Source organism: Streptomyces sp. NPDC033845 (assembly GCF_055576225.1).
Genome location: NZ_JBVIRI010000003.1, coordinates 420,388 through 434,497 on the forward strand (window position 1 = coordinate 420,388; position 14,110 = coordinate 434,497).

General features: G+C 73.5%; 16 protein-coding genes. 6 read left to right on the forward strand and 10 right to left on the reverse strand.

Features of this window, described 5'->3' with window-relative positions; genetic code table 11:
• Positions 1-178 precede the first annotated feature (178 nt).
• From ACZ50K_RS08955 to ACZ50K_RS08965, 3 genes are all read left to right on the forward strand, one after another.
• Positions 179-1,450 carry a magnesium transporter MgtE N-terminal domain-containing protein gene (locus tag ACZ50K_RS08955; RefSeq protein WP_468899408.1) on the forward strand — a complete coding sequence of 424 codons (1,272 nt, stop codon included), beginning with the start codon at positions 179-181 and terminating at the stop codon, positions 1,448-1,450.
• 190 nt (positions 1,451-1,640) lie between these two features.
• Positions 1,641-2,222, forward strand: coding sequence for a DUF1003 domain-containing protein (locus ACZ50K_RS08960; protein ID WP_468899911.1), 582 nt, complete (start codon positions 1,641-1,643; stop codon positions 2,220-2,222).
• A 42-nt stretch (positions 2,223-2,264) separates the two neighbouring features.
• Positions 2,265-3,425 carry an Mrp/NBP35 family ATP-binding protein gene (locus tag ACZ50K_RS08965; RefSeq protein WP_468899410.1) on the forward strand — a complete coding sequence of 387 codons (1,161 nt, stop codon included), beginning with the start codon at positions 2,265-2,267 and terminating at the stop codon, positions 3,423-3,425.
• A gap of 142 nt (positions 3,426-3,567) precedes the next feature.
• On the opposite strand, the gene ACZ50K_RS08970 is transcribed toward ACZ50K_RS08965, so the two are convergent.
• From ACZ50K_RS08970 to sigE, 5 genes are all read right to left on the reverse strand, one after another.
• A complete protein-coding gene (locus tag ACZ50K_RS08970) occupies positions 3,568-4,254 on the reverse strand; it encodes a hypothetical protein (protein ID WP_468899413.1) in 687 nt (228 codons plus the stop codon).
• A gap of 124 nt (positions 4,255-4,378) precedes the next feature.
• Entirely contained in the window at positions 4,379-4,810 is a 432-nt protein-coding gene (locus tag ACZ50K_RS08975) for a sec-independent translocase (protein WP_468899415.1), read from the reverse strand.
• 93 nt (positions 4,811-4,903) lie between these two features.
• Entirely contained in the window at positions 4,904-6,382 is a 1,479-nt protein-coding gene (locus tag ACZ50K_RS08980) for a S1C family serine protease (protein WP_468899418.1), read from the reverse strand.
• Positions 6,383-6,471: 89 nt separating this feature from the next.
• The gene (locus ACZ50K_RS08985) at positions 6,472-7,191 is read right to left on the reverse strand and encodes a zf-HC2 domain-containing protein (RefSeq protein ID WP_468899421.1); all 720 of its coding nucleotides are present in this window, start codon (positions 7,189-7,191) and stop codon (positions 6,472-6,474) included.
• Positions 7,188-7,955: an RNA polymerase sigma factor SigE gene (gene sigE, locus ACZ50K_RS08990; protein ID WP_468899423.1), complete on the reverse strand. Its 768-nt coding sequence runs from the start codon at positions 7,953-7,955 to the stop codon at positions 7,188-7,190. The genes ACZ50K_RS08985 and sigE overlap by 4 nt, the downstream gene beginning before the upstream one ends.
• Before the next feature lie 134 nt (positions 7,956-8,089).
• Between sigE and ACZ50K_RS08995 the strand changes: the two genes are divergently transcribed.
• Positions 8,090-8,752: an O-methyltransferase gene (locus tag ACZ50K_RS08995; RefSeq protein WP_468899426.1), complete on the forward strand. Its 663-nt coding sequence runs from the start codon at positions 8,090-8,092 to the stop codon at positions 8,750-8,752.
• Positions 8,753-8,895: 143 nt separating this feature from the next.
• Here the strand turns inward: ACZ50K_RS08995 and ACZ50K_RS09000 are convergent, their stop codons facing one another.
• Positions 8,896-9,063 (reverse strand): DUF3117 domain-containing protein, encoded by a 168-nt coding sequence (locus ACZ50K_RS09000; protein ID WP_003966491.1) that lies wholly within the window; start codon positions 9,061-9,063, stop codon positions 8,896-8,898.
• Positions 9,064-9,382: 319 nt separating this feature from the next.
• On the opposite strand from ACZ50K_RS09000, the gene chcB reads away from it, so the two are divergent.
• Positions 9,383-10,186, forward strand: coding sequence for a 2-cyclohexenylcarbonyl CoA isomerase (gene chcB, locus ACZ50K_RS09005; RefSeq protein WP_468899429.1), 804 nt, complete (start codon positions 9,383-9,385; stop codon positions 10,184-10,186).
• Here chcB and ACZ50K_RS09010 read toward each other — a convergent pair.
• Together ACZ50K_RS09010 and ACZ50K_RS09015 are read right to left on the reverse strand one after the other, a co-directional pair.
• Positions 10,171-10,800, reverse strand: a complete 630-nt coding sequence (locus tag ACZ50K_RS09010; RefSeq protein ID WP_468899431.1) for a DNA-3-methyladenine glycosylase I — start codon at positions 10,798-10,800, stop codon at positions 10,171-10,173. The two genes, chcB and ACZ50K_RS09010, sit on opposite strands and share 16 nt — an antisense overlap.
• Positions 10,797-11,204 (reverse strand): DivIVA domain-containing protein, encoded by a 408-nt coding sequence (locus ACZ50K_RS09015; RefSeq protein WP_468899434.1) that lies wholly within the window; start codon positions 11,202-11,204, stop codon positions 10,797-10,799. The genes ACZ50K_RS09010 and ACZ50K_RS09015 overlap by 4 nt, the downstream gene beginning before the upstream one ends.
• Positions 11,205-11,290: 86 nt before the next feature.
• On the opposite strand from ACZ50K_RS09015, the gene folP reads away from it, so the two are divergent.
• Entirely contained in the window at positions 11,291-12,151 is an 861-nt protein-coding gene (folP, locus tag ACZ50K_RS09020; protein WP_468899436.1) for a dihydropteroate synthase, read from the forward strand.
• Between the two features lie 25 nt (positions 12,152-12,176).
• On the opposite strand, the gene ACZ50K_RS09025 is transcribed toward folP, so the two are convergent.
• Together ACZ50K_RS09025 and dapE are read right to left on the reverse strand one after the other, a co-directional pair.
• Positions 12,177-12,932, reverse strand: a complete 756-nt coding sequence (locus ACZ50K_RS09025) for an LOG family protein (RefSeq protein WP_468899438.1) — start codon at positions 12,930-12,932, stop codon at positions 12,177-12,179.
• A gap of 64 nt (positions 12,933-12,996) precedes the next feature.
• A complete protein-coding gene (gene dapE, locus ACZ50K_RS09030) occupies positions 12,997-14,076 on the reverse strand; it encodes a succinyl-diaminopimelate desuccinylase (protein WP_468899441.1) in 1,080 nt (359 codons plus the stop codon).
• Positions 14,077-14,110 lie beyond the last annotated feature (34 nt).

Here is a 14,110-nt window from a genome sequence, read left to right on the forward strand (position 1 = left end):
GTCGTCGATGGCGGGCAGCTCGCAGCGTACCCGGCGCCGATCGGCGGCTCGGGCCCGGGCGGGCCGCCCCACCAGCGCGGTTTGCCGTGGCACGGGCTAGCCTGAGCCTCGGAACCGGCGCCCCGGCCGGGACCACCGAAGAACCGTGCAGGACACACACGCTCCAGGAGGCGCTCGGATGGCTGCAGGCGCCCCGCGGATCTTCGTCTCGCATCTGTCGGGAGTGCCCGTCTTCGACCCCAACGGCGACCAGGTGGGCCGGGTCCGGGACCTGGTCGCCATGCTGCGGGTGGGCGGGCGGCCGCCCCGGCTGCTGGGCCTGGTGGTCGAGGTGGTCAGCCGGCGGCGGATCTTCCTGCCGATGACCCGGGTGACGGGTGTCGAGTCCGGCCAGGTGATCACCACCGGGGTGGTCAACATGCGCCGGTTCGAGCAGCGCCCCACCGAACGGCTGGTTCTCGGCGAGCTCCTGGACCGCCGGGTGCGGCTGGTGGCCACCGGCGAGGAGGCCACCGTGCTGGACGTGGCCATCCAGCAGCTGCCGGCCCGCCGCGACTGGGAGATCGACCGGATCTTCGTCCGGAAGGGCAAGGCGGGCGCACTGCGCCGGCGCGGGGAGACGCTGACGGTGGAGTGGTCGGCCGTCACCGGCTTCTCCCTGGAGGAGCACGGGCAGGGCGCCGAGAGCCTGGTGGCCACCTTCGAGCAGATGCGTCCGGCGGACCTGGCGAACGTACTGCACCATCTGACGCCCAAGCGGCGGGCCGAGGTGGCCAATGCCCTGGACGACGACCGGCTGGCGGACGTCCTGGAGGAGCTCCCGGAGGACGACCAGATCGAGATCCTCGGGAAGCTGAAGGAGGAGCGGGCGGCCGACGTCCTGGAGGCGATGGACCCGGACGACGCCGCCGACCTGCTGTCCGAGCTCCCGGAGGACGACCAGGAGCGGCTGCTGACGCTGATGCAGCCGGAGGACGCGGCGGACGTGCGCCGGCTGCTGTCGTACGAGGAGAACACCGCCGGCGGTCTGATGACCACCGAGCCGATCGTGCTGCGGCCGGACGCCACCGTGGCGGACGCCCTGGCCAAGGTCCGGCAGGCCGACCTGTCCCCGGCACTGGCCGCCCAGGTGTACGTGTGCCGGCCGCCGGACGAGACCCCGACCGGCAAGTACCTGGGCACCGTGCACTTCCAGCGGCTGCTGCGGGACCCGCCGTTCACCCTGGTCGGTTCGCTGGTGGACGCCGATCTGCCGCCGCTGCGGCCGGACGCCTCGCTGCCCGCGGTGACCAGCTATCTGGCCGCCTACAACATGGTCGCGGTGCCGGTGGTCGACGAGAGCGGCTCGCTGCTGGGCGCGGTGACCGTGGACGACGTACTGGACCACCTGCTGCCGGACGACTGGCGCGAGACGGACTTCCACTCCGAGGAGGCCGCGCATGGGAACTGACCGCGATCCGCGGCCGGAGCCGCGCCGGGAGAACCGCCGGGAGCCCCGGCGGGAGGAAGGCCGGCTGGAGCAGCTCCGGGAGCGCCGGGAGGCCCGCCGCGAGGAGGCCCGCCGGCAGGCCCGGGCGCACGGGCTGGCGGACCGGGTTCGGGCCGACCGGGCCAAGGGCGACCGGACGAAGGCCGAGCGGGTGAAGGCCGAGCGGGCGGCGAAGGCCGGCCGGGCCAAGGGCGAGGACGGCGGGGAGCGCTCGGGTTCCAGCGCGCTGTCGCGGCCCAGGGTGCGGCTCGACCTGCCGCGGCCGGCCCGCCGCCGGCTGCTGCCCGAGTACGACCCGGAGGCCTTCGGCCGGCTCTCGGAGCGGGTGGCGCGGTTCCTGGGCACCGGGCGGTTCATCGTCTGGATGACCCTGGTCATCATCCTGTGGGTGCTGTGGAACATCTTCGCGCCGGCGGACCTCCGGTTCGACGAGTACCCGTTCATCTTCCTGACCCTGGCGCTGTCCCTCCAGGCCTCCTACGCGGCCCCGCTGATCCTGCTGGCGCAGAACCGGCAGGACGACCGGGACCGGGTCAACCTGGAGCAGGACCGCAAGCAGAACGAGCGGTCCATCGCGGACACCGAATACCTGACCCGGGAGATCGCGGCACTGCGGATGGGCCTGGGAGAGGTGGCGACCAGGGACTGGATCAGGTCCGAGTTCCAGGATCTGATCAAGGAGATGGACGAGCGCCGTCTATTCCCGCTAGAGAGTGACGAAGGCGACCGCTAGCGGTCTGTGCCGGGCCCGGCTACCGGGCCGTACCATCGGGGCATGGCTACCGACACAAGCTCCGCCGCCGGGCCCGCACAGGACGCGATCCTGGAGGCGCTGGCGACGGTGAACGACCCCGAGATCCACCGGCCGATCACCGAGCTCGGCATGGTCAAATCGGTGGAGGTCGCCGAGGACGGCGCGGTCGCCGTCACGGTGTACCTGACGGTGTCGGGCTGCCCGATGCGGGAGACCATCACCAAGAACGTGACCGAGGCGGTCGCCGCGGTGCCGGGGGTGACCTCGGTGGCGGTGAGCCTCGACGTGATGAGCGACGAGCAGCGCAAGGAGCTGGCGACGGCCCTGCGCGGCGGCACCGCCGAGCGCGAGGTGCCGTTCGCCAAGCCCGGTTCGCTGACCCGGGTGTACGCGGTGGCCTCCGGCAAGGGCGGGGTCGGCAAGTCCTCGGTGACGGTCAACCTGGCCGCGGCGATGGCCGCGGACGGTCTGAAGGTCGGCGTGGTGGACGCGGACATCTACGGCCACAGCGTGCCCCGCATGCTGGGGGTGGAGGGCAAGCCCACCCAGGTCGAGAACATGATCATGCCGCCCTCGGCGAACGGCGTGAAGGTCATCTCCATCGGCATGTTCACCCCGGGCAACGCCCCGGTGGTGTGGCGCGGCCCGATGCTGCACCGGGCGCTCCAGCAGTTCCTGGCGGACGTGTTCTGGGGCGACCTGGACGTGCTGCTGCTGGACCTGCCGCCGGGCACCGGCGACATCGCGATCTCGGTGGCCCAGCTGGTGCCGAACGCCGAGATCCTGGTGGTCACCACCCCGCAGCAGGCGGCCGCCGAGGTGGCCGAGCGGGCCGGTTCCATCGCCGTGCAGACCCACCAGAAGATCGTCGGCGTGGTCGAGAACATGTCCGGGCTGCCCTGCCCGCACTGCGACGAGATGGTCGACGTGTTCGGCTCGGGCGGCGGCCAGAAGGTGGCCGACGGACTGACGAAGACGGTCGGCGCGAACGTCCCGGTGCTGGGCACCATCCCGATCGACGTCCGGCTGCGCGAGGGCGGGGACGACGGGCGGCCGGTGGTGCTGTCCGACCCCGACTCCCCGGCCGGGGCCGCGCTGCGGGCCATCGCCGGGAAGCTCGGCGGCCGGGCCCGCGGTCTGGCGGGCATGTCCCTGGGGATCACCCCGCGCAACAAGTTCTGAGGGCGCGGCCCGCCTCCGCGGGTCCGCCCGTACTGGCCCGCCTGCGCGGGTCCGCCCGTACGGGTCCGTCTTCGCGGGTCCGCCGCGCGCGAACGGCCGGCCGGGTTCCTTCCCGGCCGGCCGTCCGCGTCCGCCGTTCGCGTCAGCTGTAGGCGGCCAGGTCCGTCTGGGCGAAGGCCAGGCCGTACGCGCTGAGGCCGCGGCCGTAGGCGCCCAGGTGCACACCCGCCGGGGTGGAGCCGGCCAGCACCCAGCCGAACTCGGACTCCCGGTAGTGGAAGGGGGTCGGTACCCCGTCCACCGGCAGGGACAGGGCGGACCAGTCGGGGCCGGCCAGGTCGTCGGCGAGCTCCCAGGCCGCCTCCGTCTGCTGCTCCAGCCAGTCGTTGCGCAGGTTGTGGTCCATCTGGCCGGGCCAGGTGAACGCCAGCAGCCCCGAGCCGGCCAGCCAGGCCGCCGAGGACACCGAGGTGGCCTCCAGGACTCCGGTGCCGTCTCCGCTGCGCCTGAGCGGGTTGCTGGCCACGGTGACGACCACGGCGAAGCGCTCCTTCTCCCCGGTGGCGATCTCCCCGCGGACCGAGGGCTCGTCGCCGTGCCCGACCGAGCCGTGCTCCACGGTGCCGTCGGCGCCGGTGCCGACCTGCATCAGCCAGCGCTGCCCGGTGAAGGCCTCGTCCAGTCCGTACCAGGGGAAGTCGGCGTCCAGATAGCCCTGCGCGGCACGGCGGGCGGCCGGCACGGGCTGTCCGGCGGACTGCTGCGCGGCGGGCTCGGCTGCGGGCTCCGACGCGGGCTGGGTTCCTACCCGGCTGCTGGTGGTCTCCATCTGTGCGGCCTCTCGTTCCGTGGGACCCGGAACGGCCGGCCCCCCTCGGGCGTCCTGACTCCGGACAGATGGAGAGAATAGCCACCCGGCCAGCCCGGGCCCCGCAGGCGGCGTGGCGGAGGGCTCAGGTGGCGTCCGCGTCGAAGCGGGTCCGCTGGTCCACGGCGGGCTGCTCCGGCTTCTTCAGCAGATCGGGTCCGCTGGTCGCGGCGGGCGCCCCGGGGGCCGGCTCGGCCTCGGTGCCGTTGACGGCGTCGGTGACCTCGCCCAGCTCCTTGCGCAGGTCGAAGCTGGTGCGGATCTCCTTGAGGTCCTCGTTCTCGGTGAGCTGCTTGCGGATGAAGGTCTTGGGGTTCAGGTCCTCGAACTCGAAGTCCTTGAAGTCCGGACCGAGCTCCGAGCGGATGTCGTCCTTGGCGCTGTCCGAGAAGGCCCGGATCTTGCGGATGAACCCGCTGACGTCCTGGATGACCTTCGGCAGCTTGTCGGGGCCGAAGACGAGGATCGCGAGCACCACGATGGTGACCAGCTCAAGGCCGCCTATGTCGTTGAACACCCTGTCGCTCCTCGGCTCTCATCCATCGGGCCTCGACAAAGGTACCCGCCGTCGCGCGAGGATCGACACCTCGCTACCGCTTTCATCCTCTCGTCACGAACCGTTCGCCGAACCGAGGACCAGCCTCAGGGTCCGCTCCCGTCCGTCGCGCCGCACGGTCAGCTCCAGCGGGTCGCCCGGGCGGTGCGCCCGGACCTTGATGATCAGCTCGTCCCCGCCGTGCACCCGGTGGCCGTCCACCCGGGTGATGACGTCCCCGGGCCGGATCCCGGCCCGGTCGGCGGGGCCGTCGGGCACCACGGCCGGCTTGCCGTCCTCGTTCACGGTGCCGACCCTGGCGCCTTCGCCGCTGTACCGCATGTCCAGTGTGACCCCGATGACGGGGTGGGTGGCGCGGCCGGTGCGGATGAGTTCCTCGGCGACCCGCTTCCCCTGGTTGATCGGGATGGCGAAGCCGAGTCCGATGCTGCCGCTCTGCCGGCCGCCGGTCTCCCCGTCGCCCTCCTCGGCCCCGCGGATGGCGCTGTTGATGCCGATCACCCGGGCCCGGCCGTCCAGCAGCGGGCCGCCGGAGTTGCCGGGGTTGATGGGGGCGTCGGTCTGGAGGGCGTCGACATAGCTGATGTCGCTGCCGTCCTCCTCGTCGCCACCGCCGGCGGTGATGGGGCGGCCGGTGGCGCTGATGATCCCGGCGGTGACGGTGTTGGACAGGTCGAAGGGGGCGCCGATGGCCACCACCGGGTCGCCGACCTTGACGTTGGCGGAGTTTCCGAGGGAGAGCGGGCTGAGCCCCCTGACCCCGCTGACCTTGACCACGGCCAGGTCGTAGCCGCCGTCCCGGCCGACCAGCCGGGCGGGCACGCTCTCGCCGGTGCTGAAGGTGACGTGTATCTGCTTGGCCCCGGCCACCACATGGCTGTTGGTGAGGATGTGGCCGGCCGAGTCCAGCACGAACCCGGTTCCGGTGCCGCCGCTGCCGCTGCCGCCGCTGACGTGCAGGGTGACGACCCCGGGGAGGGCGGTGGCGGCGATCCCGGCCACGCTGGTGGGGGCCCGGTCGGTGCTCTCCGGGCCCGCCTGCGGGAGTTCCAGCCGGGTGGAGGCCTGGCGTTCGGCGAGCACCCCGGCATAGCCGCCGATCCCGCCGGCCAGCAGGGCGATCCCGACGCCGGCGGCCACCAGGGGCCAGCGGCGGCGGGGCCGGGTCCGGCCGGTGTCGAACACCTGGAGCGGGGCGGCCACCGCCCACGGGTCGTAGCGGACGGGCGGCTCCGCGGCAGCGGCCGGGAAGGGGACCGGGGACTCCGGGCCGTGTCCGCCGGCCTGCCCCGGGTCCGGCGCCGGTGCCCCGGCCGGGCCCCAGGCGGCGGAGTCGGGGGCCGGGGCGGTCCGCTCCGGCCTGCTCCACCAGCGCGGGGCCGGGACGGCAGCGGGCGCCGGGGGTGTGGTGGGGGCCGGATCGGCCGGCGCGGCCACATCCAGCGCCGCGGTCGCGTCGGTCGGCGCGGCCGGATCGGTCGGCGCAGCCGGATCGGTCGGTGCGGCCGGATCGGTCGGCTGGCTGTCGGACATGGGTGACTCCCCCGCGTACGTCGCGCACCGCCCGGCGGCGCGTCTGCGGAGGATTCAACCAGTTCCGGGCCCGGGGTGGCTCCCCGGGCTCAGCGGCTCAGGGACACCGGCCGGTTGGAGGGGGCCGGCGGCAGCGGAGCCGACTGGGCCGCCGGACGCCAGCCCGCCACCGAGGAGGGCAGGGGACGGCGGTTGCGGACGGCCACGTCGGTCACCGGCACGGCACCGCCGCTCACCCCGTTCACCCCGTTCACCCCGGTGCCGCCGAGCACTCCGGTCGGACCGGGGCGCACCGAGGGGGTGACGCTGGCCGCGCCGCCCCCGCCCCGGGCGTTGGGGCCGATCCGGGCGTCCACGGGCAGCGAACCGCCCAGGGCGATGGCGGCCAGCGAGACGGCGCCCGCGGCCACGAACGCGAACCGGCGGCGCGGCCGGCCCACCTCGTGGACGGGGAAGCCCTGGCGCCGCGGGGGTTCCTGACCCCGCCGGTCGGCGGGCAGGGCGGTGGGCAGTTCGAAGCCGAAGGGGCTCCCGCCGGAGGGTCCGGGGCCGCCGGGGGGTCCGGGCTGGCCGGGCAGTCCCTGGAGGCGGGCGAGCAGTCCGGCCGACACGGGCGGCGGGGCGCTCTCCACGAACAGGGTCTTCAGACGGCGCTGGGCGTCCGCCTCGGCCTTGCAGCGGCCGCAGGTGGCGAGATGGGCGAGCACCCGCTCGCGGACGTCATGGCTCAGCTCCCCGTCGACGAGGGCGGCGAGCCGGTCGCCGAGGTGCTGTTCCGCGGGTGACGGTGAGGCACTGGCTCCGCTCACTCCGGCACTCCCCCTTCCCCTGCCGCGCCGACCACCGCCAGCGCACGCTGCTCCGCCCGGGCCTCGGGGGACCGGTGCTTGAGGGCCTTGCGCAGGTGGGAGCGGCCGCGGTGGATACGGCTGCGGACGGTGCCGAGCTTGACCCCGAGGGTGGCCGCGATCTCCTCGTACGACAGTCCCTCGATGTCGCAGAGGACCACGGCGGCGCGGAACTCGGGCGCGAGGGTGTCGAGGGCCTGCTGGACGTCCGCGTCGAAGTGGGTGTCGTGCAGCACCTGCTGGGGGGACGGCTCGCGGCTGGGCAGCCGCTCGGCGGCGTCGTCCGCGAGGGCGTCGAAGCGGATCCGCTGCTTGCGGCGGACCATGTCCAGGAAGAGGTTGGTGGTGATGCGGTGCAGCCAGCCCTCGAAGGTGCCGGGGGTGTACGTGGACAGCGAGCGGAAGACCCGGACGAAGACCTCCTGGGTGAGGTCCTCGGCATCGTGCTGGTTGCCCGTCAGGCGGTAGGCGAGACGGTAGACCCGCGCGCTGTGGGTGCTGACGATCTCCTCCCAGGTGGGAGGGGTCCACGCCTGTGAGCCCGCATCATCGGCAAAGGTCGCGGTGGTCGCGGCGGCAGCGGTGTGGAAGCGGTCAGCAATGTCAGTCACGGATTTCGGCTCACCGGCCGACCAGAAGAGGCGTCTCAACACGCCCCCACGATCCACAGGCGCAGCCGCACCTCCCCTATCGGCTCTGGTGGAGTCCACTGGAGCCCCTACCATAGCCACCCCCTCCGTCAGCTCCGGATAAGTGTTTTTGCCCGAACTTTGCCCGGGCCGGGGCGCCGGACGCCCTCACACCCTCACAACGCCCGGTCCCATCTGCGGGTTCCCGCAGCCAACGGCTACAGTCACCGTTGCGCCAACTATGGGGACAGGAGAGGGTCATTAGCGGCAACCGGCAGACGAGCTGGGCGTTCGCCGACGCGTTTGTCGCCGAGGACGACGCTCTGCGGTGGGCCCGCGACCGGGCCAGGGAGGCCGGTCTGCGGTCCGTCTCCCCCGGCACCGGGGCCGCGCTGCGCCTGCTCGCCGCCACCGCGGACGCCAAGGCGGTCGCGGAGATCGGTACCGGGACCGGTGTCTCCGGCATCCACCTGCTGCACGGGATGCGTCCGGACGGGGTGCTGACCACCGTGGACCCCGAGCCCGACCGGCAGGCCTTCGCCCGGCAGGCGTTCCGCGCCGCGGGCTTCGCCGGCAACCGGGCCCGCTTCATCCCCGGCCGCGCCCTGGACGTGCTGCCCCGGCTGGCGGACGGCGGGTACGACCTGGTGTTCTGCGACGGTGACCCGTGCGAGTCGCTGGACTACCTCGCTGAATCGTTGCGCCTGCTCCGGCCCGGCGGGCTGGTCTGCTTCGAAGGGGTGTTCTCGGACGGCCGTACGGTCGACTCGGCCGCCCAGCCCGCCGAGGTGCTCCGGGTCCGCGAGCTGCTGCGCACGGTGCGGGAGAGCCCCGCCCTGGAGTCCGCCCTGCTGCCGGTGGGCGACGGCCTGCTCTGCGTCGTCCGCCGCTGAGCCGTCGGCCCCGGGCCGGACCCGCGACGGATCCCCGGCGGACCCCGCGGCCTGTCCCGCCCGGCCCCGGACACAGCGCTGCCCCGGTCGCACGGGGCGACCGGGGCAGCGGGAAAACTCTCGGAGAAGTACGAGCGCCGACGTCAGCCGACGACCTTCTTCAGGGCGTCACCCAGGGCGTCGGCCTCGTCCGGGGTCAGCTCTACCACGAGCCGACCGCCGCCTTCGAGCGGTACGCGCATGACGATGCCCCGCCCCTCCTTGGTCACCTCGAGCGGGCCGTCGCCCGTCCGCGGCTTCATGGCCGCCATGCTCGTTCCCCTTCCTGAAACCAGCTCATCGTCAGCCGACGGCCCCGTTCAGGCGCCTAGTACCCGGCATCGAACACATTGCTTCCCAGCCATTATCCCGCATGTCAGGACCCGATGACCAACATCGGGTGGGAACGCTTGCGCAACGCGCTCGACCAAAACCACTCATTTCGGGGATCCGCCTGCGATACTTCGCCTCCCCCACCGGCCCCGGGCCCCCGCGATCTTTGACGCACATCACATGCGGCCGTCTGCCGGGCCCCTCCCCCGTCCGCCATGCTGACCCCCAGAACACCCGCGACGAAGGGGGATCCCCGCCATGGCCGACAGCGTGCTCTACGACCTCACCGACGGTCTCGCCACCATCACGATCAACCGCCCGGACGCGATGAACGCGATGAACACCGAGGCGAAGGTGGCGCTGCGGGAGGCCGTCCGGGCGGCGGGCGAGGACACCGCCGTACGGGCGGTGCTGCTGACCGCCGCCGGCACCCGGGCCTTCTGCGTGGGCCAGGACCTGAAGGAGCACATCGGCAATCTGGCGGCGGACCGCGAGAGCGGCTCCTCGCTGACCATGTCCACGGTCTCCGAGCACTACAACCCGATCGTGCTGGCCCTCACCGAGATGCCGAAGCCGGTGGTGGCCGCGGTGAACGGGGTCGCGGCGGGCGCCGGATTCGGTTTCGCGCTGGCGGCGGACTTCCGGGTGGTCGCCGACACCGCCTCCTTCAACACCTCCTTCGCCGGGGTGGCGCTGACCGCGGACTCCGGGGTGTCCTGGACCCTGCCCCGGCTGATCGGCGCCTCCCGGGCGAGCGACCTGCTGCTGTTCCCGCGCTCGGTGCGCGCCCAGGAGGCGTACGACCTCGGCATCGCCAACCGGCTGGTGCCGGCGGACTCCCTGGTCGAGGAGGCCGGCCGGGTGGCCCGGGCGCTGGCCGAGGGGCCGACGGTGGCCTACGCGGCGATCAAGGCCTCGCTGGCCTACGGCGCCTCGCACTCGCTGGCCGACACCCTGGAGAAGGAGGACGTGCTGCAGACCATGGCGGGCGGCTCCGAGGACCACGGGATCGCGGTCCGGGCCTTCCTCGCCAAGGAGGCCCCCCGCTACGAGGGCCGCTGAGCACTCCGGCGGGCCCCGCCGGTCTCCGGGCGGGGCTCCCGGGCGGCACAGCCGGCCAGGTGGTCGTTGACCAGGCCGCAGGCCTGCATCAGGGCGTAGGCGGTGGTGGGGCCGACGAACCGGATGCCGGCCTTCTTCAGGGCCTTCGCCAGCGCCGTGGACTCGGTGGTGACGGCCGGCACCTGAGTGGTGCTCAGCGGGGCCGGGCCGGGCTCGGCCGGGGCGTGCGACCAGATCAGCTCGTCCAGCGCGCCGGGGGCCCAGCCGGCCAGCACCTCGGCGTTGGCGAGGGTGGCCAGGATCTTGGCCCGGTTGCGGATGATCCCGGTGTCGGCCATCAGCCGCTCCACGTCCGCCTCGCCGAACCCGGCGACCTCGGCGATCGAGAACCCGGAGAAGGCGGTGCGGAAGCCCTCGCGGCGGCGCAGGATCGTCAGCCAGGACAGTCCGGACTGGAAGGCCTCCAGGCACAGCCGCTCGTAGAGGGCGTCGTCGCCGTGCACCGGCCGCCCCCACTCCAGGTCGTGGTAGGCGACGTAGTCCTCGGTGGCCAGCGCCCAGGGGCAGCGGAGCGCCCCGTCCGGCCCCGGCAGGGGCGCGCCGGCCGGGCTCATTCCTCGCCCTTGACCAGGCTCGGGCCGGCCGGGGAGGTCTGGGCGGGCGCGGTCGGGGCGGCGGGCGCGGTGGCGGGGGCGACGGGCGCGGGCCCGTGCGCGGTGGCCGGGTGGCGCAGGCCGGCCTCCAGTTCGGCGATCCGGGCGTCCCGGGCGGCGAGTTCGGCGCCCAGCCGGGCCAGGGCCTCGTCCACCTCGGCCATCCGGTAGCCGCGGGCCGCCACCGGCAGCCGCAGGGCGTCCACGTCGGCGGCCACCACGGCCCGGTGCCCGGGCAGGGCGTCGGCCACCCGCTCCGGCTCGACCTCGGGCAGCACGGCCGTCTCGCCGCCCCCGATCACCGCGAGGGTGACCGCGGTGACGACCACGACCAGCGCGAGCAGCAAGAACCAGAACACGACCACTCTCCAGGCAGACGGGGTGCCCCGATCCTCGCACGGACCCGCGCCGGTTAGGGTCGCAGGCGGACCGTCGAGGGAGGAAACAGGGGATGCTGCGACTGGGCAGGCGTGAGTTCGAGGCGCACGAACCGGTGATCATGGCGATCGTGAACCGGACCCCGGACTCCTTCTACGACCAGGGGGCCACGTTCCTGGACGAGCCGGCGCTGGACCGGGTGGAGCGGGCGGTGGCCGAGGGTGCCGCGATCATCGACATCGGCGGGGTGAAGGCCGGGCCGGGCGAGCACGTGGACGCGGCCGAGGAGGCCCGCCGCACGGTGGGCTTCGTGGCGGAGGTCCGGCGCCGCCATCCGGACGTGGTGATCAGCGTGGACACCTGGCGGCACGAGGTCGGCGAGGCGGTCTGCGAGGCCGGGGCCGACGTGCTGAACGACGCCTGGGGCGGGGTGGACCCGAAGCTGGCGGAGGTGGCCGCCCGGTACGGCGCGGGCCTGGTCTGCACCCACGCGGGCGGGGTCGAGCCGCGCACCCGGCCGCACCGCACCGCGTACGAGGACGTGATGGCGGACATCCTGCGGGTGACCGTGGGGCTGGCCGAGCGGGCGGCGGCGCTGGGCGTCCGGCGCGACGCGATCATGATCGACCCGGGGCACGACTTCGGGAAGAACACCCGGCACTCGCTGGAGGCCACCCGCCGGCTGGCGGAGATGACCGACACCGGCTGGCCGGTGCTGGTCTCGCTGTCCAACAAGGACTTCGTCGGCGAGACCCTGGACCGCCCGGTGAAGGACCGGCTGCTGGGCACCCTGGCGACCACGGCCGTCTCGGCCTGGCTGGGCGCGCAGGTGTACCGGGTGCACGAGGTCCCGGAGACCCGGCAGGTCCTGGAGATGGTCCGCTCCATCCAGGGCCTGCGTCCCCCGGCGGTCGCCCGCCGGGGGCTCGCCTAGGCGGTCCGGCCCTCGGGGCCGGCGGCTACTTGCCGACCTCCTTGGTGACCAGGGCGATGGCCTCGTCCACGTCGTCGGTGACGTGGAACAGGTGGAGGTCCCGCTCGGAGGCCTTGCCCTGGGCGATCACCGTGTCGCGCAGCCAGTCGACCAGCCCGCTCCAGTAGGCCGTGCCGAACAGCACGATCGGGAACCGGGTGATCTTCTGGGTCTGCACCAGGGTGAGCGCCTCGAACATCTCGTCCAGGGTGCCGAGGCCCCCGGGCAGCACCACGAAGCCCTGGCTGTACTTGACGAACATGGTCTTGCGGACGAAGAAGTACCGGAAGTTCAGGCCCAGGTCCACGTGCTCGTTGAGGCCCTGTTCGAAGGGCAGCTCGATGCCGAGGCCCACCGAGATGCCGTTGCCCTCCCGGGCGCCCTTGTTGGCCGCCTCCATGGCGCCCGGGCCGCCGCCGGTGATCACCGCGAAGCCGGCGTCGACCAGCGCCCGGCCGATGCGTACGCCCGCCTCGTACTCCGGCGAGTCCGCCGGGGTCCGGGCGGAGCCGAACACGCTGATCGCCGGCGGCAGCTCCGCCAGCGTCCCGAAGCCCTCGATGAACTCCGACTGGATGCGCAGCACCCGCCAGGGATCGGTGTGCACCCACTCCGAGGGCCCCGCCGAGTCCAGCAGCCGCTGGTCGGTGGTACTGCCCGCCTGTACCTGGCTCCGCCTGCGCAGGACCGGACCGAGCTGCTGCTCCTCCGGCCTGCGTCGGCCGCCCACAGGATTGGCCATCGTGTGCTCCCTCCTGACGATCGTTGGGCCAGGGTAGGCGCACAAAGGTGACGACAAGCGGAATTCAGGAGGTCAGCCAGGCGCGGAGTCGCTCCTCGCAGTGCAGGATCGCCTTGGTCTCGACCCGCTCGTCGACCTTGTGGGCCAGCAGCGCGTCGCCCGGACCGTAGTTGACGGCCGGGACGCCGAGCGCGCTGAACCGGGAGACGTCGGTCCAGCCGAACTTGGGCATGGCCCGGCCGCCGACCGCCTCCATGAAGGCGGCGGCCGCCGGGTGGGAGAGGCCGGGCAGGGCGCCGCCGGAGTGGTCGTCGACGGTGAACTCGGCGACCCCGCAGTCCGCGAACACCTCGCGGACGTGGGCCAGGGCGTCCTCCGCGCTGCGGTCGGGGGCGTAGCGGAAGTTGACGGTGACGGTGCAGGAGTCGGGGATGACGTTGTTGGCCACCCCGCCCTCGATCCGGACGGCGTTGAGGCCCTCGTGGTACTCCAGCCCGTCGATCAGCGGCTTGCGCGGTTCGTAGGCGGCGAGCCGGGCGAGGATGGGGGCGGCGCTGTGGATGGCGTTGGAGCCCATCCAGCTGCGGGCGGAGTGGGCGCGCTCCCCGGCGGTGCGCAGCAGGACCCGCAGGGTGCCCTGGCAGCCGCCCTCGACCTCGGCGTCGGAGGGTTCGAGGAGGACGGCGAAGTCGCCCTCCAGCCAGTCGGGGTGGGCTTCGGCGACCTTGCCGAGGCCGTTGAGGTCGGCGGCGACCTCCTCCTGGTCGTAGAAGACGAAGGTGAGGTCCCGGTTGGGCTCCGGCACGGTGGCGGCGATCCGGAGCTGGACGGCCACTCCCGACTTCATGTCGGTGGTGCCGCAGCCCCACAGGACGTCGTTCTCGTCCAGGCGGGAGGGCACGTTGTCGGCGATCGGGACGGTGTCCAGGTGGCCGGCCAGCACCACCCGCTCGGGGCGGCCGAGCCGGGTGCGGGCCACCACGTTGTTCCCGAAGCGGTCCACGGTGAGGTGCGGGAGCCTGCGCAGCGCTTCCTCGACGGCGTCGGCGAGGACCTTCTCGTCGCCGCTCACGGACGGGATGTCGACGAGCCGGGCGGTCAGCTCGGCGGCGTCCAGGGTGAGGTCGAGCTCGGATTCGGTCATGAGGCACCCTAACGCTCCGCCCTCGGCCGGAGGG

Excerpts from the sequence above, each read along its gene's own strand:
- ACZ50K_RS08955 (WP_468899408.1), top strand. The coding sequence starts at position 179 with ATGGCTGCAGGCGCCCCGCGGATCTTCGTCTCGCATCTGTCGGGAGTG.
- ACZ50K_RS08965 (WP_468899410.1), top strand. The coding sequence starts at position 2,265 with ATGGCTACCGACACAAGCTCCGCCGCCGGGCCCGCACAGGACGCGATC.
- ACZ50K_RS08970 (WP_468899413.1), bottom strand. The coding sequence starts at position 4,254 with ATGGAGACCACCAGCAGCCGGGTAGGAACCCAGCCCGCGTCGGAGCCC.
- ACZ50K_RS08980 (WP_468899418.1), bottom strand. The coding sequence starts at position 6,382 with ATGTCCGACAGCCAGCCGACCGATCCGGCCGCACCGACCGATCCGGCT.
- sigE (WP_468899423.1), bottom strand. The coding sequence starts at position 7,955 with ATGGTAGGGGCTCCAGTGGACTCCACCAGAGCCGATAGGGGAGGTGCG.
- ACZ50K_RS09000 (WP_003966491.1), bottom strand. The coding sequence starts at position 9,063 with ATGGCGGCCATGAAGCCGCGGACGGGCGACGGCCCGCTCGAGGTGACC.
- chcB (WP_468899429.1), top strand. The coding sequence starts at position 9,383 with ATGGCCGACAGCGTGCTCTACGACCTCACCGACGGTCTCGCCACCATC.
- ACZ50K_RS09010 (WP_468899431.1), bottom strand. The coding sequence starts at position 10,800 with ATGAGCCCGGCCGGCGCGCCCCTGCCGGGGCCGGACGGGGCGCTCCGC.
- folP (WP_468899436.1), top strand. The coding sequence starts at position 11,291 with ATGCTGCGACTGGGCAGGCGTGAGTTCGAGGCGCACGAACCGGTGATC.
- ACZ50K_RS09025 (WP_468899438.1), bottom strand. The coding sequence starts at position 12,932 with ATGGCCAATCCTGTGGGCGGCCGACGCAGGCCGGAGGAGCAGCAGCTC.
- dapE (WP_468899441.1), bottom strand. The coding sequence starts at position 14,076 with ATGACCGAATCCGAGCTCGACCTCACCCTGGACGCCGCCGAGCTGACC.